The following is a 23,880-nucleotide window of genomic DNA, read 5'->3' on the forward strand; positions in this document are numbered from 1 at the left end:
AAGTGCCGTAAGGTATGGAGCTGACGAATACTAATCGGTCGAGGGCTTAACCACAACACAAGCAACACTCACGCGTAACACAACGACTTGTTTCGTATCTAGTTTTCAGGGAATACCGCAAGGTATTGGACTGACTGTTTGGTGATGATGGCGGAGGGGACCCACGCGTTCCCATCTCGAACACGACCGTTAAGCCCTCCAGCGTCGATGGTACTTGAACCGCAGGGTTCCGGGAGAGTAGAACGTTGCCAAGCAGAACTTCATATTCCCTGATAGCTCAGTTGGTAGAGCACTCGACTGTTAATCGAGTTGTCACAGGTTCGAGTCCTGTTCGGGGAGCCATACGGCCCGTTGGTCAAGGGGTTAAGACACCTCCCTTTCACGGAGGTAACAGGGGTTCGAATCCCCTACGGGTCATAGCTTTTGCTAATAGCGTTCAAATGTGGAGGCTTAGCTCAGCTGGGAGAGCATCTGCCTTACAAGCAGAGGGTCGGCGGTTCGATCCCGTCAGCCTCCACCATATGAATTCTTTTCAACGATCAGCATAGTTTGATCCAGTGAAGGGAATTCTATAAATACGATAACGACGCGGGGTGGAGCAGCCCGGTAGCTCGTCGGGCTCATAACCCGAAGGCCGCAGGTTCAAATCCTGCCCCCGCAACCAACCTTCTATCTAACCAATAGTAAAGGTCATCAGTTAACGCGGAGCCGTGGTGTAGAGGCCTAACATGCCTGCCTGTCACGCAGGAGACCGCGGGTTCGAATCCCGTCGGCTCCGCCATTTTTTTTGCAAGAGCCATTAGCTCAGTCGGTAGAGCACCTGACTTTTAATCAGGGTGTCGTAGGTTCGAGTCCTACATGGCTCACCATTTATGCGGTCGTGGCGGAATTGGCAGACGCGCACGGTTCAGGTTTTAACGCGCCTCGAATCTAATGTGCTCATTGCCCGTGAAGTCGCACCAGCATTAGCTTTTCCCGGTGAGGTCACCGCGTAAAACTCGCGTGTCCCGCACCAAACACTTGATTTTGAGCCAAAGTTTTACGCGCCCGCTTTTGTCAGAGTTTGGCGCGATAAAGGTTTGACGCGGCTCTTGTGTCGAGATTACCTCGACCGGGCAACAGAGTCAAGTTACAATTTTATATGCGGTCGTGGCGGAATTGGCAGACGCGCACGGTTCAGGTCCGTGTGGGCTAACCCCCCGTGGAGGTTCGAGTCCTCTCGACCGCATCATACCTAAAGTGAAACCCTTCGATTTAATTGAAGGGTTTATTTTTTTAGATTTACATGGATGGGGGCATAGTTATGTAGTTCATTTAGAAAAAAATCTAGGGGATTTTTTCTGTTACAGAGAGCATTTACTTTCTGTCGGAAAGTCTTTTCCATATGAAGGAAGATGTTTCTTTTTGTCGAATAGAAAATCAGAGACAAAAACTAGGAGCTTACAATTATGAAAATTTATGACGCTGCAATACTAGCGGTAAAGGAACTAGGAGGGGCTGCCCGCCCTGAGGAAATATTAGAAGTCATTCACAAAAATGGTTGGTACCAATTCAATACTTCAAATGAAATAGGAGTTCTTACTCAATCAATTAGACGACATATGAAAGGGTATATCGGAGTTCAAGCGGCTAGAAAAAGATATTTTGAAAAGCGTGGTGATCAGTACTCCCTTTTAGCACAAGAAGAAAAGAGTATTGCTGCAAAACAAGCCGATCCGAAGCCTGATTGGAAATTGAAAAGGGAAGAGTATATTGATCAAATCCGCAACGCATTCCAACGCGATCAATTATCTTTATTTTTGGGAGCTGGTGTTTCAACTTCTGCTGGGTTTCCAAGTTGGGATGCACTATTGGAAAAGCTGAATGATGCAGTTGTAAGACAAATGAATACAAAAAAGTTTGGTGGAAAGCTATGTGTAGCTTCAGTAAGTGAAACAGATAAGCATTTGATGGCTAATTTGCTCAGTAAGCTTAGAGACGAGTCTCCTATAATCAATGCATTTTTCTTAGAATCAACAATTAATTCTCGTTCAGCAATGTCAAAATACATAAGAGAAGCACTTTATGGTAGACGAAGAAGAGCGTATTCCTCTGGCACTCTGGTCTGGCTAGCGAAACTTTGTAATCACCGAGGGAAATATCGAATTCGTTCTGTAGTTACTTTTAATTACGATGATCTATTAGAGCAGCATTTAGCTGATGTGCCTGTAGATCACATGCCTGTATTTAAGGAAGATGATGAGATCAATCCTAATGTATTGCCAATTTTTCATGTTCATGGTTATTTGCCTCAACACGAAAGCAAGCATGATGACTTAGAAGAAAATTTAATTGTTTTTAGTGAGCAGGCATATCATACTGTTTATACAGATGCCTATTCGTGGTCAAATATAACTCAGATGCACATATTAAAGGAAAACATATGCTTGTTTATTGGGCTTTCAATGAGTGATCCAAATATGAGACGAATTTTGGATATATCATCACGAAGGAACTCAAGCAAAGTAAAGCATTTTGCATTCATGCAAAGGTTAGATTTGGAAGTTGAAGAAGATCAATTTAAGGAATTAACTAGCAGTTTATCATCGGAGCTATTAGATGCATTTATTGATGATTTCCATTTATCACGGGAAAGATCATTTGAGAAACTAGGTATTCGTATTGTATGGTTCGAAGATCATGATGAAGTTCCAGATTTGTTGAAGGAAATTGTTGGTTGAAATACAGAAGGAGGAATTTGCATGGAGTTTAATGATAATGAGATTAATGCAGAGCCTACAAAAGAATTTTTCATTAATATGCTCGTAAAAGATATTCCGCTTATTAATGCAATTCAAGATTTGATAGACAATTGTGTGGACGGAGCAATTAAATTGCGTCCTGTTGGAGACTATTCCGATCTATACATTAAGTTAACTGCAGATAGTGAGAAATTTGAGATAGAAGATAATTGTGGCGGATTTTCTGCACACATCGCAAGAAACTACGCTTTCAGATTCGGTAGACCCGAAGATGCGCCTGATTTGCCTCATTCCGTGGGTAGATTTGGTGTGGGGATGAAACGGGCATTGTTTAAGATGGGTAAGTTAATATGCATTAAATCTATTTGTGATGAGTCCAAATTCAAACTAGATATCAATATAGATGATTGGAAGCGGAAAAAAGAATGGACTTTGGAATTTTCAGAATTGGAAGAGAGTAAGCAATTACAGCCGTTTGGTACGTTCATCCGTGTTAGTAACTTAAATGAAAATGCTGCAGAACAATTTAGTTCCAGTCCATTCATTACAAACTTGATTAAAGAAGTCAAAACTTCTCATGAAACAGTTATAGAAAAAGGTTTGCAAATTTATATTAACGGTATTTTACTCGAGCATGTTCCCGTTGAGCTATATTTTTCAGATGAATTAAAACCTGCATATGTTGAAGAAGAAGTAAATGGCGTTAACATGAGGATCTACACAGGTATGACAAAAAGAGGAACCCCGCAAGAGGCGGGTTGGTATATTTATTGTAATGGAAGGTTGTTAGTTGAAGCTGACAAAAGTGAACTAACTGGCTGGGGCAATGGGCATAGTTTATTTCATAATACTTTCGCAATGTTTAGAGGGTACATTTTCTTTGATGCAATAAAGTCTGAACTATTACCGTGGAATACCACAAAAAATGGGATTGACAGCGATTCGAAACTATTTCGCTATGCTCAGCAGAAAATGTTAAACATGATGCGACCGGTTACGGATTTTCTTAAGAAAATTAAAGATAATCCATACGGGGATGATGAGGATTCTGAATATGAAATTGAAATGAATTACACCGAAAAACTTGATAAAATGCGAACCCAGAGAATATCAACAATTGATATTACAACTTTAAAATCTGTATTTCAGGCACCTAAATTAAAAATCGTGAGAAAACCACTTACTCAAAAAATTCAATATAATAAACCTATTGAGGAGATAGAAAAAGTCCGAAGCAGTTTAAATGCTACGAGTTTGAAGGACTTAGGAGAAAAGACATTTGAATACTTTTATCGAATGGAGTGCAAGTAGATGGAGGAGGTAACAGAAAAAAAATCAAGTTATGAAAGAATAAATTACAGTATTCGTCCCTCTAAAGCGATTGAACGTAAAATGCTGTGTGAATCTTTTAGGAAATTGGATGAATTTGCTGCCCTTGAAACGTATAGGTACATTGGTTTTGGTTCAACTTTTTTTAGTGATTTTATTTTATTTCATAAAAACCTAGGCATAACGAACATGATAAGTATAGAAAAGGACATTGAAAATCAAGAAAGATTTGAATTTAATAAACCATTTAATTGTATTGAAATGGAATTCGGGTTATCAAAAGAAGTTCTTCCCACTATTGAATGGTACTATAAAAGTATAATATGGCTAGATTATGATACACAAATAAATGAAGATGTGCTCACAGATTTAAATACAATTTTTTCAAATATCATATCTGGTTCTATCGTTGTGATTACCTGTAATGCACATTACCGACCAAATCAGGCATATCATGTAATGAAAAAGAATTTAAATAATAGAATGCCTCACTACATTAAAGAGGATGACTGTGAGAACTGGAAAGCAGCCTTACGTACAAGGGATATTATGTATGACGAGATCGTATCCGTTATTAATACAAGGAATATTCCCAGAAGAACTGGAAACAAATTTGTCTTTCAACAACTTTTTAACTTTCACTATTCAGATGGTACAAGGATGATAACATTTGGGGGCATTTTTTTTGAAGAAGGGGAAAAGGAGAGGTTTGAAAAGTGTGGGTTCTCCAGACTTCCATACATAAGAACTGAAAAAGACCCCTTTTATATTGAGGTTCCGAGTTTAACAATTAGAGAAATCAGAAACTTAGACTCACAGTTACCTAATGAAAACTTGGCGGACGTAATGTTACCTGGAGTAAAGTCTGATGATATTCGAAAGTACTCAGAGAATTATAGATTTTTCCCTACATTTTCTGAAACAGATCTCTAGCCGCATCCTGAGTCAATAGTCTAATCCCTTCTGGGTAATGACGGAGGATTAGGCTATTCTTATGAAAAATAAGAAATGCACCCGACCTTTGTGGCTACTCATGTCTGTACAAGGCTCAAGGCCCGGATGTAAAGCTATGTTGTAAGGATTACAATCGTAAGCTTCATATACATTGGCCGTTATTTTCGCTGAATCGCAAATAAAAGCGGACAAATCGGTGAAGTCTACATGGGTCTGCCAAGAACTTGGTGTAAACTCTATTGAAGCGAATCCCCCGAGGGGGATTTCGTGCATTTATCGCAGTTGGTGGCGAATACGGTCGGGAAAAAACATCGAGAGCTGAAGCAGCATCTGGCCCCAGTTCTGGACACGGCCTGTCCATTTGCGAATAACGTCCATCGTCGCCAAATAGAGCATTTTGAGGAGCACTTCATCCGTCGGGAAGATGCTTTTGCCTTTCGTTACTTTGCGCAGCTGCCGGTGGTAGCTCTCGATCATCATGTTGGTCGTGTAAATCAGCTTGGGGATTTCCGGCGGGTACTTGAAAAAGGTGGCTAGCTCCTCCCAATTATTCCGCCAAGAGCGTACAATCAGCGGGTATTTACTGCCCCAGACCTCTTCAAACCGATCCAGTTCGAGCAGAGCTCCCTCCTCGGTGGCTGCCTTGTAAATCGGCTTCAGATCTGCGGTAACTTTTTTCAGGTCCTTATAGGAGACGTACCGGGTAGAATTACGAATTTGGTGAATGATGCATTTCTGGATTTCCGTCTTCGGGTAGCACGCGGCAATCCCTTGGGAGAAGCCGCTCAGGTTGTCCACACAGAGGATCAGGATGTCCCGAACACCGCGGTTTTTCAAGTCATTGAGTACACCGAGCCAGAACTTGGCGGATTCATTCTCGCCGCTCCACATGCCCAGCATGTCCTTGTTGCCATCCAGATCGATGCCGATGACCATGTACGCCGCTTTGTTCACAATGGCTCCGTCTTGCTTCACTTTAAAGTGAATCGCATCCATATACCACGGCGTACACGCTCTGCAGCGGCCGATTCTGCCACTCCTTGATCAAGGGCACAATCTTGTTGGTCACATTGGAGATGAGCGTCGGTGAAAATTCGATGCCATACAGATTTTGCAGATGATCCTGAATGTCGCGGGTACTCACACCCTTGGCGTACAGGGCAATGATCTGATCTTCGATACCGGTCCGGTTACGTTGGACTGATGCTTCTTCACGACCACAGGCTCGAACTCACTCAACCGGTCACGTGGCACGGTAATTTCTGGTTCGCCGTATTCGCTGACGATGTTCTTCTGCCTTTTGCCATTAAGGCTGTTCGGTGTTTTGGCCTTCACTTCGTGCTTCTCATAGCCCAAATGTGTGCCCAGTTCCGCCTCCAGCATCTCCTGAATCGTTTCCGCGAACAGATCTTGCAACGCGTTCTGGGCACCCTGCGCCGTCACCAACTTGTTCTCCTTGATGAACGCTCTCAGTTGCTCTTTGCTCCACAGTCCCATGTGTACTCCCCAACCTTTCGTATATCTTTATTTTACTGGGTTTTGAGAGATTACACACTTTATTTTACAGACTCTTCTTCATCGTGGCTGAGCTTGTCATGCGCTTTGCAGTCTGACAGCCGCCATACGGCCCGCACCCCGCTCCGGAAGCCGCGCGCGGTGCGGAAAGAAGCAAAGCGGGCGGTACGCTCGAACGGCTCATGAGCGAGATCCAGCGATGCCAGCTACTCCTACTTGACGAGTGGGGCTATATCCCCGTCGACATGGATGGCTCGCAGCTGCTCTTTCAGGTGATTGCGGACAGCTATGAAAGCCGTAGCCTCGTCATTACGACGAATCTGGAGTTCTCCAAGTGGGGATCGTCTTTACTGATGACCAGATGGCTGCGGCGATGATTGAGTGTTTGACGCACCTGGGGCACATGCTCGTTTTCGAGGGCGAAAGCTACCGAATGAAGCATGCTCTTATGAAAGAACGATAAAAAAATTCCCCACGATGATGGGGAAAATGCACGATTTTTTTTGAAGGAATACAAGCTTTACTGAGGATCGTGTAGTTGAATACGAAGCTGTGAATATATCCATTACCGTCTTTTCCAGTTCTGCCTCATCTTCATTTTCAACTGTTATAGGTTTGTAGTACTAAGTACTGCTGGCAAGTCCAGAATCCCGCAGATTGCTAATACCGAGTACTTGTGCGAATTATTGCGAACATGATCAGGCGGCTTGCTTTAAAATTTCGTAGTGAGATTGCCCTTATGTAAAGTTCTCTCCAATTTTTCTTCAAGGAATCTATTTCTATAAAAGCGGTAGTAGGGGTTGAGAGGATCGTATTCAACTGCTTTTGAAAAATGTACTTCTGCACTTTTATAGTTCTTAAAGAAACTTTCACACAACAAACAAGCCAAATTAAAATGTACTTCTGCATCGTTCTCATTGATCTCTAATAATTTTTTGAAATGCTTCCTTGCACCATTGTAATCATTAAAGTGTTTCCACAGTAGTGATGCAAGATTAAAGTGCCCTTCTTGTTGTTTTGGGTTTATTGCGATACCTTTTCGAAAATGTTTTTTAGCATTGTTGTAATCCTTGTATACAATTTTAAGCAAGTTTGCATAATTAATATGGGTTTTTGGATTATTAGGGTCTGATTTAAGTGAAATTTCATAAAGTTGTTTTGCTTCATCGTATCGTCCGCACTGAGATAATAAATTTGCGAAATTATAATTGAGTTCCGGGTCATGAGGTTCAATTGATAATCCAATGTTGAAATATTTAAAAGCACCTTCAATATCTTCTAACTGATGTAGCAAGCAGGCGAAATTATTGTGAGAGTTGATGTCATAAGGATCTATCTCAAGAGCTTTTAAATAAAGGTCACGTGCACCTTCATAATCATGATAAGGTTCTTCAGTTAACATGGCTGCTAGATTTGTGTATGGAGTAGTTACATCAGGATTTAGCTCTATAGCCTTTAAATAAAATTTTTTTGCTTCATCGTATTCTTGATAAGAATCTTGTGCAAGTATGTATCCTATATTTCCATAGGCCTCACCTAAATCGGGATAATCCACTGTCAGTTTTTCAAAATAACTTTTTGCCTTTTTTAGCTGCTTTCTTTCAAGAGCAAGATGTGCTCTTAGAAGATTAGCACCCAAATGATTGGGGTGCAAGTTCAATATAGTCTCTAAGGCAACATCTTGTTCTTCTTCATCTTTTATTTTTGAGATCTTTGATAGGGATACTAGTATGTCTTTATCTTGAAAACCGATTTCATTAATAACATGGCGGTAATTCCCTCTTTTCAACTCGTCAATATTTATACATCTCATATCTCTAATGGTTTGGATAAACTCGCCGAGATTACGTCGAATTTGTTCGATTTCTTTTAATTCTTGATGATAGTTAATTACATCTAAAGGATCGTGTTCGGAAAGTTTTTGTTTAGATTGTTCAAACATGAGTTTCCAATGTTCAACATAATGTAGCCCACCATTCATACCAAAAATTTTTGCATCATCAAGTATAATAGGTAGAATTCTCTCAGTGTAATTGTCATCCTTAATGAACTCTAAAGCTTCATACATACAATTTTGCGATTTTAAATAACCATCAGAAATTAGCATTAGGACGTAGTCTGAAGTACGAACTTGCTTCATAAATTCTTTTATACTTTTTTTATAATGGAGATCTCTAATATCTCTTTTTAAATTTAACCCTATTGATAGAAAATCTTTATCTATCCCATCAGCTATATTTTTATCCTTCCAAGAGTAAGAAATAAATACTTTAGGCTGAGTGTTAGCTAACACTGGTTCACCTCCATGAAGTAAATAGGAAAACCTTAATAAAGAAAGTAATACACCAGGCTTTGGGCTACAATGTATAAGTTGAAATTATATAAAAAAGGTTATTAAAAATTAATTTAGTTGTGCAAATAGGTTTAAATTATTCGGATCAATGCTTGGCCCCATTGAAATACGAATGGTTTGTCTTATTTCTTCAAGCGATTTTCCCATTGCCTGCAAAACATGACTGGGTTTACTTGAGCTACAAGCTGACCCTGAAGAAAGTGCAGCAAATTTCGATAACTTCTTCAAAAGAAGCTCATTATTTACCCCTTTAAATTGCACGCTGAGAATCCCTGGGAGTTTTTCTTTTGTGTCATGATTAAAAATAACTTTCCCCGATAGGTTAGTTTGAAGAATTTCTGTTAGAAGTGTTTCTAGTTCTAATAGTTTTTTTCGATTACTTTCTAGATTAGACTTAGCCAGCTCTGCAGCTTTGCCAAATCCCACAATGTTGTGGACAGCAAGTGTTCCACTACGATATTCGTTTTCTTGTCCTCCACCATGTAATAACGGGGTCAACTTTGTATACAGTTCTTCTGATTGTTTCCGAATAATAGCTGCACCGATTCCTTTAGGGCCATTTAACTTGTGGGCTGAGAGCGATAAGAAGCGAAGGCCGGGGAGTTGACGTAGGTTAATCGGAAGTTTCCCTGCAACCTGAGTAGCATCGGTATGAAAAAAGACTTTGGCTTTGGCACATAGTAATGCAATCTCTTCAATTGGGTTTAAGGAGCCTACTTCATTGTTCCCCCAAATCAGACTAATTAGCAGAGGAGGAGTTTGTGTATATAACATATCTTCAACCTGTTGTGTTGAAATACGTCCAAATTTATCTACAGCAAGATACTTAACGGAGGCTCCTTTTGAAGATAAATAAGCGCATGTTTCTATAACAGAAGGATGTTCAACAGCAGAGGTGATAATTTGTTTACTATAGTTAGGCTTTTCCGAATAGTAATCAACCACTCCTTTTAAGATCATGTTGTTACTTTCAGTGGCTCCGCTAGTAAATACAACTTCATCGTGATGACAATTAATTAGAGATGCAACTTGTTCTCGTGCTATTGTGACAGCACGCTTGGCATTGTCTGCTAATGCATAGTATTTACTTGAGGGATTTCCGTACTCCTCTTGTAAGAAAGGCAGCATAGCTTCTAATACATCAGGATGAATAGGGGTTGTTGCGCTATGATCTAAATATATCAAGCTATAGTCACACCTTTATTGGATTAATAAACGAATAAACTTTTCATAACTACCCGATACTTTGTATTCAGAGCTTAATAGACGAATTCCACGTTCAAGGTGCGCTGAAAAAAGCCCAGGAAAATATTCTTTATCACTGATTTGTCGGTTTGAATGTTGAGCAATAAGAGCATGAAATACAAAATCAAACTCACCTGTAACAGTATTTCGGTTTAACAGAAGACCACCCTGAGGCTCTTTTTTCATGTATTCAACGGGCGAGGGGTCTTTTAGAGATAATGATACAGCATAACGAATCAAAATATTAGGAGTAATGCTGGTGGAAGCTTGCAGCTGCTTCAAAATTTCAGCGGCTTCCGATGAAGTTTTTAAATTAAAATTCATGTGTCAACTCCCGAACCGATATGTTGAAGTATCGATCTTTAATAATTTCAATTTTATGAAGGTCTTGATTGAATTCCAGTGTATAACAGTGTGCTAAGATCGGAGCGATATAATGGAACTGATCTTCTGATATCTCGGAATCGGTTGATAACACAATGACCTGCTCTCCGCATTGTGGTATAAATTGCTGTATAAGCTCTTTTCTATGTTCCTGATCTAATCGACCAAGAAGTGTATCGAACACAAATGGTAACTTCCAACCCGACACTTTAAACATAGCAGAAATAATAGACAGCATTAACATTTCTTTTTCTCCCGCGGATAAGCGCTCTGCTACAATTCGTTCACCTTCCACATCGAATAAGGTAAGATCAAACATTTCATGGTCAATGTAAAGACGATGAATGTAATTTTTTTTGCGAAATAACAAATTAATCATTTTTCGAGCTTCTTGTTCCACTTGATCGAGTTTCTTTCGAAGTTGCATAGCACGAAACCGGTTGCTTACTGCAAGAAGTTTGTTGGTCATAAGCATGGTTGTTTCATTTTTCTTGGATTCGTGCAGCTTTTCATGTGCTTTAATAAGCTCACTTTGAATTGTTCGAATTTCTTCGTTTAGCAATACACAGTGTTGATCTTTCTGCTCTAGATGCTGTCGTTGGACTTCAATTTGGCGAGTGAGCTCTTCGATTTGTTCTAGTATATCTGTGAACTCACTAGTACGATCATTTTCTTCAACAGTTTTCCGAAGAGTTTGTGCCTTTTCGAGTAGATGTCCATTTTCTAAGAATAAGCTTTCAAACTCTTCTTTATTAATTGCCTGTAGGCGTGTCATCAAAGTGCGAATTTCACTTCTTTGTTCAAAAGAAGCCAAGTGAATTTGGGGTTCTGCCATCAGCGGAAATAGGTTAAGTATTTCTTTATAAATAATACTGGCATATTCTTTTTTGACTGGTTCATGGTCGATTGCAATTTTTTTAAGCATTGAGTTCCAAACGGCTTTATTTAGTTGTTTATGCACCAAGGCATGTGATTCATGGTGCTTTTCTCTTTCCATTTGTTGATCTACTTCCTCAATTAACTCACGTACTAAATAAAAAGGGAGCAGTTGGTTAACAAAACTACGGATTTTATCAGAATTAATTTTACGTTTATGTTCGATCTCATTAATAGAATGAAGTAATATTTGTCGTTGTTCTTTTAAGAGTCCACCATGCATGTCAAAATCTCGTTTTAATAACATGATTTTCTCCTGATGCTGCTCAATAGTTTGTTTGTTAGTAGAGATGGCTAATTCTAACGAAGTAAGTTCTTTTTTCTTTGCTTGTAGTTTTTTTTCTAACTCAGCTTTTACATTCAATTTGACAGATGTTTCTTGCTTCACTAGCTGGTTGTTTTGATATGCTTGTAAGTCTTTTTCTAAATTTACGAACAGATCTAAATTAAAGAGAATTTTGGATGCTTCTTGAAGATAGTAATGAATTTGCCCCTCAGAAATAATTTTAGAAATTTCTTCACCGTCGAATAAACAAAGTTCAAATAAACGGGGGGGAAATTCTTCCCGTAATTTGTTTTCAAAATTATCAATTTCTCGATCATTTAACTCATCGCCATTACGCTTTACTTGGAATGATTCTTTTAACTTATCCTTTTTTAGAATCCATGATCGACTTATCACATAAGAAACAACTTCATAATTCTCAATTGCGGTATAATGTAGTATTAATTGATACAACGGCTCTCCAGCTCGAAGGGCACTTCGATTTAAAAGGGAACGAATATGCTGATAATAAATTTCGTTATCAGTCATGAAACCATATGTAAGTGGGCCGAACAATACAAGGCGTAATGCTTCCAAGAGAGTTGTTTTACCCGCCCCATTTTTTCCACCGAATAAAACTACATTGTGTTCATTAGACGTATCAAAAAGAAATTCATTTTGTGAACCTTCGTAAGCTCCTATATTTCGTATTACAATTTTCGTAAATTTCATTATAATTAACTCTTTTCTTTAGAGGTGTAAAAATTCTTGCTGAAGAGCTTTGTTGAATTCCTGAAGAAGTCCTCGCCGAACTTTATATCCGGAATGATCTTGTTCAATAGCAATCAGCTTTTTGAGTAAAGGTAGACTTATTTTTTCTTCTAAACAGAGCCTCTCAAGGTCGGTTAATTGGTCATCCGCGAATAGAGGACGATCATTTCGTGGCCATTCCAACGTTTCGCCAGTTTCTTCTTCGTAAATTCTAGGGATACGATCCCCCCAATCCAAATCATCATTCCAGTATTTACGTATTGCTTGGAGTTCTTCAATTGTAATCAGTTCAATTGAAGGATCATGTAGCGCCCGTACCTTCTGTTGCGTTTGAAGGAGACGCCGCAAAATATCCTCTCGGGCTTTTAGAGTGAAAGGTCCTACCCCCAGTTGCTTTAAAGAGCCATCCTCATCAATCACAATAATCTCTAAGTCCTCGACTGTAGCCAAATCAATCTGATGTTGTGTTAAATATTCCCCCAGGGACTCTATATGCACTCTAGGAGCTGTTTCAATATTAATTCCTTCTAAATTTGTGGTTAAATAGATTTGCCCATTCATTCTGTGTTTTTGTCTCGCCGAACGATCGTTGCGAATTTCAACTAAATAGTTTCGAAAATCATATAAAGGGCGAAGCCAGTCAATACCGTTGTTGATAAATCCACTAAGTGCCTTGTCCTCTGATACGACAGTACATGTCCAACAGCCAAACCTGCTATTACCACATGACCCAGCGCTTTCTTTAATATCCTTATCTACAACTAGTGGGCATTCACTATTTGAATCTTGGTAAAGCTTTAATAGTTCATTATTGTCGTCGCCCCAAGGGGAACTCTCTTGCAATAAGTACTCCCAAACATCATTAAGATCAAAGTTTCGGATCGGTGCAAAAACAAATGCATTTGTTAAAGTTGAGTGCCTCATTAGCACTTTGCCTTCAATTGTATGAGACTGCATAACGTTGGCGCGGGTACTACTTTCTGAGTCTCTTACCCCTAAAACCATAATAACCTCACCAAATTTTGAAACTTTATCTAAAATAAAACGATTAGCTGGATCGATTTTCATACGATCAGTACACCAACGAAATTTTTGTCGCGGAGTAGGGTATCCTTTGCCAATAATGGATGACCAAAAAGTTTGATCTGCTGTTGGGCGTACTTTATGTGTCTCAATAGGCAACCTAAGCTCTAAGGCTCTGTCCTGAATACGTCCTAGTGTCCGAGTGATTTTATCAATAATTAAGGGAGTTTCAACTTGTGTATCAGAAGATATGATATATACCTTTTTCGTTAATTGCTCTACAGGCAGTTCCGCAATACTCATGAAAACAAGCTGAGTTAAAGCAGTCGAGTCCTTTCCACCACTAAAGCCTACGACCCAAGGACGCTCATCTGATAGATATATTTGTTTGATAAGTGTTTTAGCATTTTGGAATTTGGTATTCGTAGTAAATATATTAAGCATACACAAGGTCATCCTCCTTAAGTCTTTCTTCAATTTGTGTTTCTTGCTCGGTTAGTGGGAGACCCAGTTTTTGTTTGATTAGATTGGCAGTTAATTGAATGGTTTCATTAGTTTTGTTAATCCTCCCGGTTTTTCCGTAAGCTCTTCCCATCCAGTCTTTGCGATTTTCTCTACTCCAATCAATTTGGGCTAATTTCTGTAAGTAATTTTCCCATTCAGTTGGATAATAATGATAGAGATAGTTTCCTACGATTCCTATAGCCTCTAAAAATACTCCATGCGCAGCAATGCAAGATCCTCTAAGATCACGCGGTGAAATTTTTTTGTTCATCACCAAGTTCCATTCTGGTATAGTTAAGGTAAGGATTTTCCAGTAGTTTTTAAGAAAGCTGCGTTCTTGTTCACTTATTAACTCGCCTCTTTTTTTTCCAAGTAATCTGCCATTAGTATTAAAGATATGGTTCAGTGAAAATAACTTAGGGGAATTTTTGGATAAAGATACTTTTTCCTTGTCTGTGTAGCGTTCAAGTAATGGAATTTCTAATATGAGATCTTTTGTTAGAAGTGACAGTTGATCTCGATGATCGTATAAAATTCCAATAGAAGAAGTTGTATTTACTGCGTGCCGGTTTAAATCAGAAAAGATTTGCTGCGAGCGTCGGAGGCCACGATCTTGAAAAAAAACAACGGAAATAGATTCTTCTCCAATATCCGGGCTTACTTTTAAAGCTTCTTCAATGGCAGCACGTCGATGTTGCCCATCATTGATTAGAAATTTCGAATCGAGCGAAATTGTGAGGCTTCCAATATCAGATTCTTCTGAAATGGGTTCAAATTTCATGTTGCCATCGATGGATGCTGTCAGGGAAGAGAAAACATAGTCTTTCGGATTTTCAAGTATGTAATTGGCAATCTCAGGAATTCGAGCCTTGTTCATCAATCGTTGTGCTCGATATTCAGCAGGAACCTCTTCTTCATCAAAAAGGAAAATTTTCGGTATAAGGCGCAAAGGACACATGACTGTATAAAACTCTTTACCTGCTTGAATTCCCCGTAAAGCTGGGAACGTATAGTTGAAGTTCATGTCAAACACCTCAATTACGTACGTAATTTATATCTGTGTAAATTTTAAAATATATTTAGACATAATTCAAGCAGTTTTTGAGTTTAGACTATTGCATCAATTCATTAAATACATCTCTGTGACACATGAGGGTAGTACATGATAACTTCTTGAAATAAATGGTGGGCACTGGTTAGAATCCTACCAGCATTCTACATTTGAAAGAGGTGTAACGTAATGACGACAACGTGTCTTGTTGAAGAGTTAAAAAAATTAAAAGTATCGTCAAAAGAAGCAGTAGAGAATCTCGATGCTTTTAGTGATTTTAAGACTTATATGCATATTAAACGCGATGTTGAGGACGAGCTCTATAAGATATTGAAAGCTGCTAGCGCTTCGTTTCTTCCTCAGTTAATTTTTGTCTGTGGTGGCGTAGGGGATGGTAAATCACATCTGATGTCTTACATGAAAAATCGACATCTGGATATTATTAAACACTTTGATTTACATAATGACGCAACAGAAAGTTTTAACCCACAAAAAACATCAATTGATACATTAAGTGACGTGTTAGCCCCCTTCTCAGATGAAGAACTTCGAAAAGGGCATTCTAAAAAAATGATTTTAGCGATTAATTTAGGAGCTTTGAACAACTTTATTGATTCCGAGTACCATTCATCTTTTCAGCAGTTACGAGAGTTTGTTGAAAAAAATCGTATTTTAGAAAATGAGATTGTTGATAATGCATTTCAAGAAGATAGATCGTTTCAGTTTATCAATTTTAGTGATTTTCGTTTGTATAGTTTAACTGAGGAGGGGCCGAAATCAGCTTACATGGAGCAGGTATTTGCGAAGATTACACAACCTCATTTGGATAATCCATTTTATGAGGCATATCAAACATCATGTGGAACATGTCCTGTTTCTTCAACATGCCCAATACGTGCTAATTATGCATTTCTTCAAGATCCTACAACGCAAGATAGTATTTCTCAAGCTTTAATTGAGGGTATGGTTAAGCATCGACTCATTATTTCTACACGCTCGTTACTCAACTTTATCTATGATATTTTAGTCTCCAGTGAGCTCGATCAGTTACCTTCATCTAAATTACCATCGTTTATTGAGAACCTGACACGAACTATGTATCTAAACCATATTACTCCGAGTTTATTTTTTGATCACAAAGATCTTTCGAATATTAATGAAGTGATGCACTATCTTGATCCTATTCGTTTAAGGACCGAAAAAATGGATGAGATTTATATTTCACTACATACGCGTGACAAAATAAGAGAGCTCTTGAAGGATGTATTAGATAAAGGTCATTATCCTTACTTTAGGAACTTAATAACAAAATCGGAAGAAAATTTTTACTCTCATAGTGAGATCGGCTTTCAGCATGAGGATTTGACGAAACTGTTTTTTCGGTTGAGCCATTTTCAGCAACGTAAAGATTTAATAGATCTACGGGACATTCTGTACAGCACTTATATGACCTATCTATTCTTATGGAACTCCGGGAGAAAAAGTCAACTACGAGTGTTGTATACGCAGATAAAAGAAGCTATTTACTTGTGGAACGGAGAAGCTGACTCTGATCAAATAAATCTGTTTTTGGGTAAAAATCAACTTCGATACAAGCTCACTCAAAGTTTGGAACTGTCATCATATGTCACTGATTTGGTGGAGAGGGGCGGAGATCATTTGAATAAATTTTCTCCCACTTTACAGCTGAAATTTAAAACAACAAATGAACAAATTTATAGAGTCGATGTTGATTTTTCTCTCTATTCTCTTTTAATGAACATTCGTAATGGATTTCGCCCTAATAAAAAAGACAAAGCTAATTTTATTAATTTCGTTGAGTTCATGGGAAAAATCTTATCTTCCGGGGTAAGGGGTAATGAATTAATGTTTCAAGAACAAATGGGTGAGAAGCTAGTGAAATATAAACTGACATATGATGAAAATTTCGGAGAATATAATTTTGCGAGGATTAGCTCATGACCTACAAACTTCGATTGGATGAGTTGCAAAAAGGATATCGGTTTGTTTCCGAAAGTAAATTTAATATCCGATTAACTCACTTGCCTGGCAAAAGAATTCGTATTCTGCCGTTCAAAGCGAGTCCCCTTAAGCAGCCATATGATGATTTCAAATTAATTATTGGTGAATTCTCAAGGCTGGCTTCTAAGAAAGAATTGTTAGTCGAATTAGAACATGATCAATTATTAAAAGCAGTTATTGACCGAGTTCAAACGAAACAACCGATGGATGAGGTCAAGCTTAAATCAATCATTCAAACTTTATTTATTGATGACAAGGGTGACATAGAAATATTTCATCCAGCAGTGTTTAATTATTTTTCATCGCAAAATACAAAAGAGCATGTACAACTCGCGGAGTTTCTATATTCTGTGCTCTGGTCAGAAGCTCTCAGCGAAAAGTTGTTGATCTTATATAGTAATAAGCCGACTAATATTTTACTCCGGCTTGTATACGAAGCTTTGCCGCAACTTGAATCAATTCAACAGACGAGGAAAATCCCTAAGTACAAAATTTTGGTATCTAAAGTTATCGAGCAATTCCAAAAAGATGTTACTTTTTTAATGCAGGATCATCAGCTTTTTATAGAGAATTTTGAGAAGCTTATAAGGTATTATTACTTCTTTTATATTTCTCAACTTGCTAGAAGTCTGAATGTGATGTTCAAAGCGCAAGATAAAATTGAACCCCTATATTTTAATCTTGATTGGGAAAACACGTCACGCTCAAGAACGAGTTACATTGAAGGATGGCGTCTTTTGGAAAGTGTCATTAAACCGTTGTTCTCCCATGTAAATACCTTGGAAATGCTGAATTATCACGAAAATGATGGAGAGAGTTACACCTATATCGATTTAAATAACCGATTTTCTGAACTTTCTTCGGAAGAGAAAGATTATGTGATTGAGCAGATGAATACTTTGATTTCAAGCTATAAAGAGCACGTTAGTGATGTTAATTGGGAAAGGTTCCATTTTAATATCAGTTCCTCTGAAAATGATTTTACTAAAAAGGTACATGAGCTTTTTAAAGTAATTGATTATCAATTCGATCAATCCCCCCGGCAAAAACCGTATGATCAGTATCAAAGTTGGTTTTCCGATTACTGCAAGCAATACTTTTTACGAAAACGAGGATCAATGGGGTATACCCTCAATTTGACTGAGGATTATTTGATGTTTTTGACAAAACTTTCAATGGGAAATCAAGAGAAAATCCGCTTGGTTCTATTATTTGAGGAATATCAAAAACGAGGAATTGTTTTTGACAGGGATTCTAGGGATAGAATTGTTAGCTTATTTGAAAAGTTGAATTTGCTCGAAAAGAAAAGTGACAGTGGGGATGCTCAATATGTCAAATCTATTTTATAACTACCTTGCTCAACAGGTTTTAAACTATTTAAACGTACTGGAAATAAAATCAGGGGATAAATTCCAAATTCAATTTGAAAAAGAAGGTCAGGTGCTAGAGCTATATCTTGCACTGAAAGATCTCAGTGATCATGATCTTTTTCAGATACCATTGCAAGATGCTGTGTATGATACATATAAGATCAACGTAGAGTCAACCCAGCTTATTGTCGCCGCGACTGTCGATGGTACTAGTCCCGACTTCCTTACCTTTTTGCGTAATAAAGTGGGCTCAAGTGATCCAGAATTCACAAATACCGCAATATTATTTATTCATCATACAACCTTAGACAGCATAGTGAAGGGAACGGAAGGGTTTCAAAAAGAAGGCATGCCGTTTCATTTCACTTCTATTATCAAAGATTTAGAAAAACGTATTAACGATTCAGGCCGCACTATGGCAGAGAAAATGATTTTAAAAACAATCCTTGAGAAGAAACGCAAAGCTGCCTTTGACGAACAAAACTCTATTTTTAGCTATGAGGATTTACTCGCTGCAATACAAAGTTCACAATTCGGGCCTAAGGAGTTTCGGGGCTTCAGTCTTTTTTACGATCCGCTTGTTTTTAATGTTTCTGACCAGAAAGGAATTAAGGCTCGAATTGAAGAGAATTTTGAGTATTATGAGCGTGTAGATGCGATTCATAAGTATGGGAACCCGGAACAAGAACTCGATAAATATTTTGATCAGAAGGGGATTGAATCACTTTCTGGTGCAAATTGGCCGGAAGTTGATTTTAAAGATGTAAAGCTATCAGCCGAAAATAAAAAAGATGTGAAGAACATAGCTTATTTGGAGGCATCTAAGAAAAGAACGGAAGAAGATGTCTTGTATTGGGAGCGTGCTGAGGGAGATAGTAAAGCGCGATCTCGAATTCGGAATATTATAATTTTTAATGAGCAAAAATTATCAGAACTCGAACTCCAATTGGAATTTGACAGTAGACTACACAATGGAGAAATTCGAACAGAGCCCAGAAAATCTAGATCATCGGCAACTGTTAGTGGAAAAAGAATAAAAGTGAATTTAACGCAGACGCAAGAAACTAGCTTTTTTCGTGTTGAGTATCGGGGTAGTACTCGTTTTGACTTTCGTATTGCTGTAGTAACGTGTTCGCCTAAGCTACTTGAGGAGCAGAAAACTAATTATTCGGTGAATGTATCTAAACAAGGCGACCATAAAATTGTTATTAATACGGACGCGGAAACGCTTATCTTTAACCCTGCTAGTGAAGAAGTGATTCAAGAGATGATTCAGCAGCAGGAAGATGTTATAATGTACCACTCTCCAACTAGACTAGAACTTAAAAGACATATTGATCAAGCAGATCTACAAGATGAATGGATTTATTTTTATTTGTCTGATGGGATTTTTAAATTACCTTTTGCAATTCGTGATGTTCAAGAAAAGCCTCGAACCATCACAGGCTATTCGGTATGGTCCTTAAAACGTGAGCGACAAGAACATTTCATTTATAAAGGTGACAATAAGTTTATTCAGGGTACAAGTGAGTATTTTGCTAGAGAGGACTTTCGTAAAAATATAGAAAAAGAAAAGCAATTGATCTTAACAGGCGGAATTTTCTACGAAGAGCGCGGAGGTACATTAACTAGGATTGATCTTGATGTGGATGAGTCTGTCCAAGAAGCTTATCAAAGTTTGATTATGTTTTATGATGTAAATCAACTGCTTCCAAGTTTAGCTTACATGGACGAGAAGCTTCAAGCATTAGTTCTGCTTTATATCGAGGCTTACACAACTGCTATAGCAGCGATTCCTAACGGTCAGCCGCTTTCGCCGCGTCAGAAAAACTTAATGAAAGTAGGTACAATCGAAAAAAGAGAGGATGAACTTGAAATTTTTTTCACGCCACTTCATCCTTTAAATATATTCTATCAGTACATGTTAAATCAACAGATTGGTACGGAGATGATCAATGAAGAACTTCTAAAAAAATTAAGTCCTATTAATCTTCTTCCTTATATTTATAATGAATCAAGACGAATTTATAAGCCTATTGAGCAAAACCACTCTCCGGAGTGGATGTACTACATTGATTACAAATTACCAAGATATCATGGCTCGCGTGCATTTGTATCAGACCTTGTTACTGAGAAAATCCAGGAGTTCGTAGATCATTTTTCATATTTATTTGATCTTCATCCTGCTGCACCTATTAAAATTAATGTTATTAACATGGGGGATTGTCGCGAAGTTCTTCAAGGTATAATGGAGTATTATCGGGTTCAACTACGCAAAGAAATAAAAAAGGACAAGCTGCTTCCAATTGATTTGTATGTCTACAACCATCAGGAAACCATAAATGTATTCGAGGAAATCTCTTTTTACGATGATCCGGCTGAGATCAAAAACACATTTGGAGTGAATTTGAGTTCAGACGTCTATACCGAAACAGATCTTCTCGATGTGTTTCGAGAAAAGGTTCATTTTTATGTGAAGAAGGTTTCAGAACAAGAATATGAATATTGTCACATTGCATTTTATCATATGGATCATTTTGTAACTGAGACTTATAGTAAAATGAATGATTTGCTATCTGGATTAGCCATCGATGGTTTAGTTTCAGGAGTGCCATCGGTGTATGTAGGGAACGCATACCGTACTGGATTTGGAACTAGATACTTGTCCAAATCCTCCTCAAATGCACTCATTGATCTTGCGATTAAAATGAACGCTTTGGCCCGCACTGCTCGAAATTTAGACGTTTATAATAATGATGAAAGTATTATTACTGCAATTTCTGATGAAGACAAAGATAGCTTAAATCGAATTTATAATGCATCACACTGGACGACATTTATTGAACCAAAAGTCAATTTAAACTTTTTTAAAAATGACCAAGCTTTGAGTGATCTTTTAATCATTCACTACAGTGATCAATATACGTCATCTAGTGGTTACGATGCAATCACAGTAACAAGACGGTCGAAACAATATCAAGTTGTAATTGAAGAATTTTTGCGCGAAAAAGGTGTAACACATGTGCATCAACATTCTGCCAAAATCATCAATTTCTTTAATGCCGTCAATGGAGATTGGTTGTTGCGTCTCATATCGAATAAGAATCAATTTCCTCGCGAAAAATTAAGCATCTTATCTGCGATAAAGTGGGTTCTATCGTATTACTATCACAAAGAAATTATCTGGATTCCAGTTTCACTTGAAGAAATTTTACGTGTATCTGGTGCAATTGGTTTAAAAAAGGGAGAGGGTCTTTTCTCAACAAAAAATTTAGGGGCCAAGGGGTCATTTAGCGATGACTTACTTCTTATTGGCATTGAAAAAAGGGCCGATTCGCTTTTCGTTCATTTCTTTCCGATAGAAGTAAAAATAGGAAACAATGATACTGGCGTGATTCAAAAGGCTGTAGGGCAAGTTAAAAAAACTAAAGATCTGTTAATTGAGCATTTGCACAAGCAAACTAGAGGTAATGAAGAAACTGTTCAAAATGATTATTCAAGAAAAATATATCGCAATTTCTTAATACAATCAGCAATAGTAAGTGCTGAAAAAATGAAACTCTATGATATTTGGCCGGAACAGCGCTGGGATGAGATTATTGACAGTGATTTGCGCGGAAAGTTGCTTAACGATGAATACGAAATTTCTCATGCACTTGATCAATTTATCGGTAATGGCGCAGTACTTTCATTTAAGAAGGGTATTCATTTCCGCAACATGCAGCAGCTAGGTGATGTTCAAATACTAGAGTTTACAGAACAAGATGGATATAATTACATTACGGCTTCAATAGAAGAGCTCAAAAACCAGCTTTTAAGAGGGCAAACAGATTTTTCAAATGAGACATTACTCTCTCGGACTTACATAACTACAGAACCGAAAGAACCGCTAACTCACGTTCAATCGGAAGCAGGTGATCTTGTACAGGACCTTATAGGAGAGTCAAAGTCTGTAGTGCTTGTACTAGAAGATCCGATAGAAGAAGTGACTAACCAAGCAGGATCATCAGACACTCCTATGTCTCTTTTACTAGGAACAACCAGAGATTTGCAACAAGTTGTAAAGTGGTATCCTACCTCGACGGATCAGACTATGCATACAAACACAGGTATCATAGGCACAATGGGAACGGGTAAGACACAGTTTACAAAGTCATTAATAACACAACTGCAGATTAATTCTCCAAGTAATGTGCACAGTACACCGATTGGTATTTTGATTTTTGATTACAAGGGCGATTATATCAAAGAAGATTTCACATCTGTAACTGGTGCTAAAGTATATGATCTATACCATCTACCATTTAATCCCTTAGCTCTGTATTGCAGCGTTTCACCAAAACCCTTGTTGCCTCTACACACAGCGAGTGGATTAAAGGAAACCATTTCAAAAGCATTTAATCTAGGACCAAAACAAGAAAACACACTGAGAGAATTGATTATGGAGGCCTATGATCGCAAAGGGATTTCTCGCTCAGATGCTATAACATGGGGTAAACCTGCGCCTACTTTACATGATGTTTATGAGATGCATCAGTCTAGAGAAAACATGGCTGAAGATAGTTTATATGCGGCATTGAAAACTTTAGATGAGTTCGAAGTATTCGAACCGGACGCAACTAAGACAAAAAGTTTATTTGATATTATTGATGGAATGACGGTTATCAATTTGTCGGGTTATGATGAAAGTATTCAGAACTTGGTAGTCGCAATTACACTCGATGTTTTCTATAACCAAATGCAAGTTGTAGGCCACAGCAGAATTGAAGGAGATTTACGTGAACTTACACGGATGATCTTAGTAGATGAGGCTGACAATTTTCTTAACAAAGATTTTAGATCGATTAAGAAGATTTTGAAGGAAGGAAGGGAATATGGCGTTGGTACAATTCTTTCTACGCAACTATTAAGCCATTTCTCAACTGGAGACAATGAATACGCGAACTACATTTTGACGTGGGTCGTTCATAACGTTTCAGATATTAATAACAAGGACGTTCGATATATTTTTAATACACAGTCAAAAACAGAAGAAGAACACATATTAAATCAAATTCGCAAGCTTGAAAAACACTACAGCATTGTTAAAATGAGTGGAAAGGCGCCAGTTCTTATCAGGGATAAGGCATTCTTTGAACTGGCAAGGGAGATCAAAGAGCGAGACTAAGTAGGTCTTGCTGAACGATCAAAAAATCCAATAATGACAAGGGTTTGAGGCACATTTCGTCGAATTCATAAGCAAGGAAATCGTTGTGATACGATGAAAAACCGTGCACATGGAGGATGAGGATCATGTACCAATCGTACGCCCATGAGGAAAACCAGTTGTTGCTGCCGAGCGAGTTCTTCTTGCCTTTCGGCGGTCGGCTGAATCCGGACAATCGCTGGATCAAGCTTGCCCAACTGGTGCCGTGGGC

General features: G+C 38.2%; 12 protein-coding genes, 7 tRNA genes, 1 rRNA gene and 2 pseudogenes. 15 read left to right on the forward strand and 7 right to left on the reverse strand.

Annotated features, from left to right (window positions below; genetic code table 11):
* The first annotated feature begins 137 nt into the window (after positions 1-137).
* From rrf to B5M42_RS24690, 11 genes are all read left to right on the forward strand, one after another.
* A 5S ribosomal RNA gene (gene rrf, locus B5M42_RS24640) occupies positions 138-254 on the forward strand.
* Between the two features lie 12 nt (positions 255-266).
* Positions 267-342, forward strand: a tRNA-Asn gene (locus tag B5M42_RS24645).
* A 3-nt stretch (positions 343-345) separates the two neighbouring features.
* A tRNA-Glu gene (locus B5M42_RS24650) sits at positions 346-417 on the forward strand.
* Positions 418-444: 27 nt separating this feature from the next.
* A tRNA-Val gene (locus B5M42_RS24655) sits at positions 445-520 on the forward strand.
* Positions 521-587: 67 nt separating this feature from the next.
* Positions 588-664 (forward strand) — tRNA-Met (locus tag B5M42_RS24660).
* 40 nt (positions 665-704) lie between these two features.
* Positions 705-781: transfer RNA gene (locus B5M42_RS24665), tRNA-Asp, on the forward strand.
* A gap of 12 nt (positions 782-793) precedes the next feature.
* Positions 794-869: transfer RNA gene (locus B5M42_RS24670), tRNA-Lys, on the forward strand.
* 274 nt (positions 870-1,143) lie between these two features.
* Positions 1,144-1,228, forward strand: a tRNA-Leu gene (locus tag B5M42_RS24675).
* 220 nt (positions 1,229-1,448) lie between these two features.
* The gene (locus tag B5M42_RS24680; protein ID WP_134757407.1) at positions 1,449-2,720 is read left to right on the forward strand and encodes an SIR2 family protein; all 1,272 of its coding nucleotides are present in this window, start codon (positions 1,449-1,451) and stop codon (positions 2,718-2,720) included.
* A gap of 21 nt (positions 2,721-2,741) precedes the next feature.
* Positions 2,742-4,052 (forward strand): ATP-binding protein, encoded by a 1,311-nt coding sequence (locus tag B5M42_RS24685; RefSeq protein WP_134757405.1) that lies wholly within the window; start codon positions 2,742-2,744, stop codon positions 4,050-4,052.
* The gene (locus B5M42_RS24690; protein ID WP_134757403.1) at positions 4,053-5,003 is read left to right on the forward strand and encodes an O-methyltransferase; all 951 of its coding nucleotides are present in this window, start codon (positions 4,053-4,055) and stop codon (positions 5,001-5,003) included. It abuts the gene before it with no gap.
* A gap of 294 nt (positions 5,004-5,297) precedes the next feature.
* Here the strand turns inward: B5M42_RS24690 and B5M42_RS24695 are convergent.
* Positions 5,298-6,521: pseudogene (locus tag B5M42_RS24695) on the reverse strand (IS256 family transposase).
* A 200-nt stretch (positions 6,522-6,721) separates the two neighbouring features.
* Here B5M42_RS24695 and B5M42_RS24700 point away from each other — a divergent pair.
* Positions 6,722-7,002, forward strand: a pseudogene (locus B5M42_RS24700) (ATP-binding protein).
* Between the two features lie 249 nt (positions 7,003-7,251).
* On the opposite strand, the gene B5M42_RS24705 reads toward B5M42_RS24700, so the two are convergent.
* The 6 genes from B5M42_RS24705 to dndB all read right to left on the reverse strand — a co-directional run bounded on the left by B5M42_RS24705 (position 7,252) and on the right by dndB (position 15,044).
* Positions 7,252-8,832, reverse strand: coding sequence for a toll/interleukin-1 receptor domain-containing protein (locus B5M42_RS24705; protein ID WP_134757401.1), 1,581 nt, complete (start codon positions 8,830-8,832; stop codon positions 7,252-7,254).
* A 108-nt stretch (positions 8,833-8,940) separates the two neighbouring features.
* Complete coding sequence (locus B5M42_RS24710; protein ID WP_134757399.1) at positions 8,941-10,077, reverse strand: cysteine desulfurase family protein; 1,137 nt, start codon at positions 10,075-10,077, stop codon at positions 8,941-8,943.
* A gap of 15 nt (positions 10,078-10,092) precedes the next feature.
* Positions 10,093-10,461 (reverse strand): DNA sulfur modification protein DndE, encoded by a 369-nt coding sequence (gene dndE / locus B5M42_RS24715; RefSeq protein ID WP_134757397.1) that lies wholly within the window; start codon positions 10,459-10,461, stop codon positions 10,093-10,095.
* Positions 10,451-12,454 (reverse strand): DNA sulfur modification protein DndD, encoded by a 2,004-nt coding sequence (gene dndD / locus B5M42_RS24720; protein ID WP_134757395.1) that lies wholly within the window; start codon positions 12,452-12,454, stop codon positions 10,451-10,453. The genes dndE and dndD overlap by 11 nt, the downstream gene beginning before the upstream one ends.
* An 18-nt stretch (positions 12,455-12,472) precedes the next feature.
* On the reverse strand, positions 12,473-13,960 hold the full coding sequence (gene dndC / locus B5M42_RS24725; protein ID WP_230633175.1) for a DNA phosphorothioation system sulfurtransferase DndC: 1,488 nt from the start codon (positions 13,958-13,960) through the stop codon (positions 12,473-12,475).
* Positions 13,953-15,044: a DNA sulfur modification protein DndB gene (gene dndB, locus B5M42_RS24730; RefSeq protein ID WP_134757392.1), complete on the reverse strand. Its 1,092-nt coding sequence runs from the start codon at positions 15,042-15,044 to the stop codon at positions 13,953-13,955. Before dndB ends, dndC begins: the two co-directional genes overlap by 8 nt.
* A 216-nt stretch (positions 15,045-15,260) precedes the next feature.
* Here dndB and dptF point away from each other — a divergent pair, with 216 nt between their 5' ends.
* From dptF to dptH, 3 genes are read left to right on the forward strand one after another with little or no spacing between them, the layout of a single operon-like run.
* A complete protein-coding gene (gene dptF / locus B5M42_RS24735) occupies positions 15,261-17,033 on the forward strand; it encodes a DNA phosphorothioation-dependent restriction protein DptF (RefSeq protein WP_134757391.1) in 1,773 nt (590 codons plus the stop codon).
* Positions 17,030-18,442 carry a DNA phosphorothioation-dependent restriction protein DptG gene (gene dptG, locus B5M42_RS24740; RefSeq protein WP_134757389.1) on the forward strand — a complete coding sequence of 471 codons (1,413 nt, stop codon included), beginning with the start codon at positions 17,030-17,032 and terminating at the stop codon, positions 18,440-18,442. The genes dptF and dptG overlap by 4 nt, the downstream gene beginning before the upstream one ends.
* Positions 18,423-23,630, forward strand: a complete 5,208-nt coding sequence (gene dptH / locus B5M42_RS24745; protein ID WP_209280800.1) for a DNA phosphorothioation-dependent restriction protein DptH — start codon at positions 18,423-18,425, stop codon at positions 23,628-23,630. Before dptG ends, dptH begins: the two co-directional genes overlap by 20 nt.
* Positions 23,631-23,880: the final 250 nt, after the last annotated feature.

Source organism: Paenibacillus athensensis (assembly GCF_004514475.2).
Lineage (GTDB): Bacteria > Bacillota > Bacilli > Paenibacillales > NBRC-103111 > Paenibacillus_AL > Paenibacillus_AL athensensis.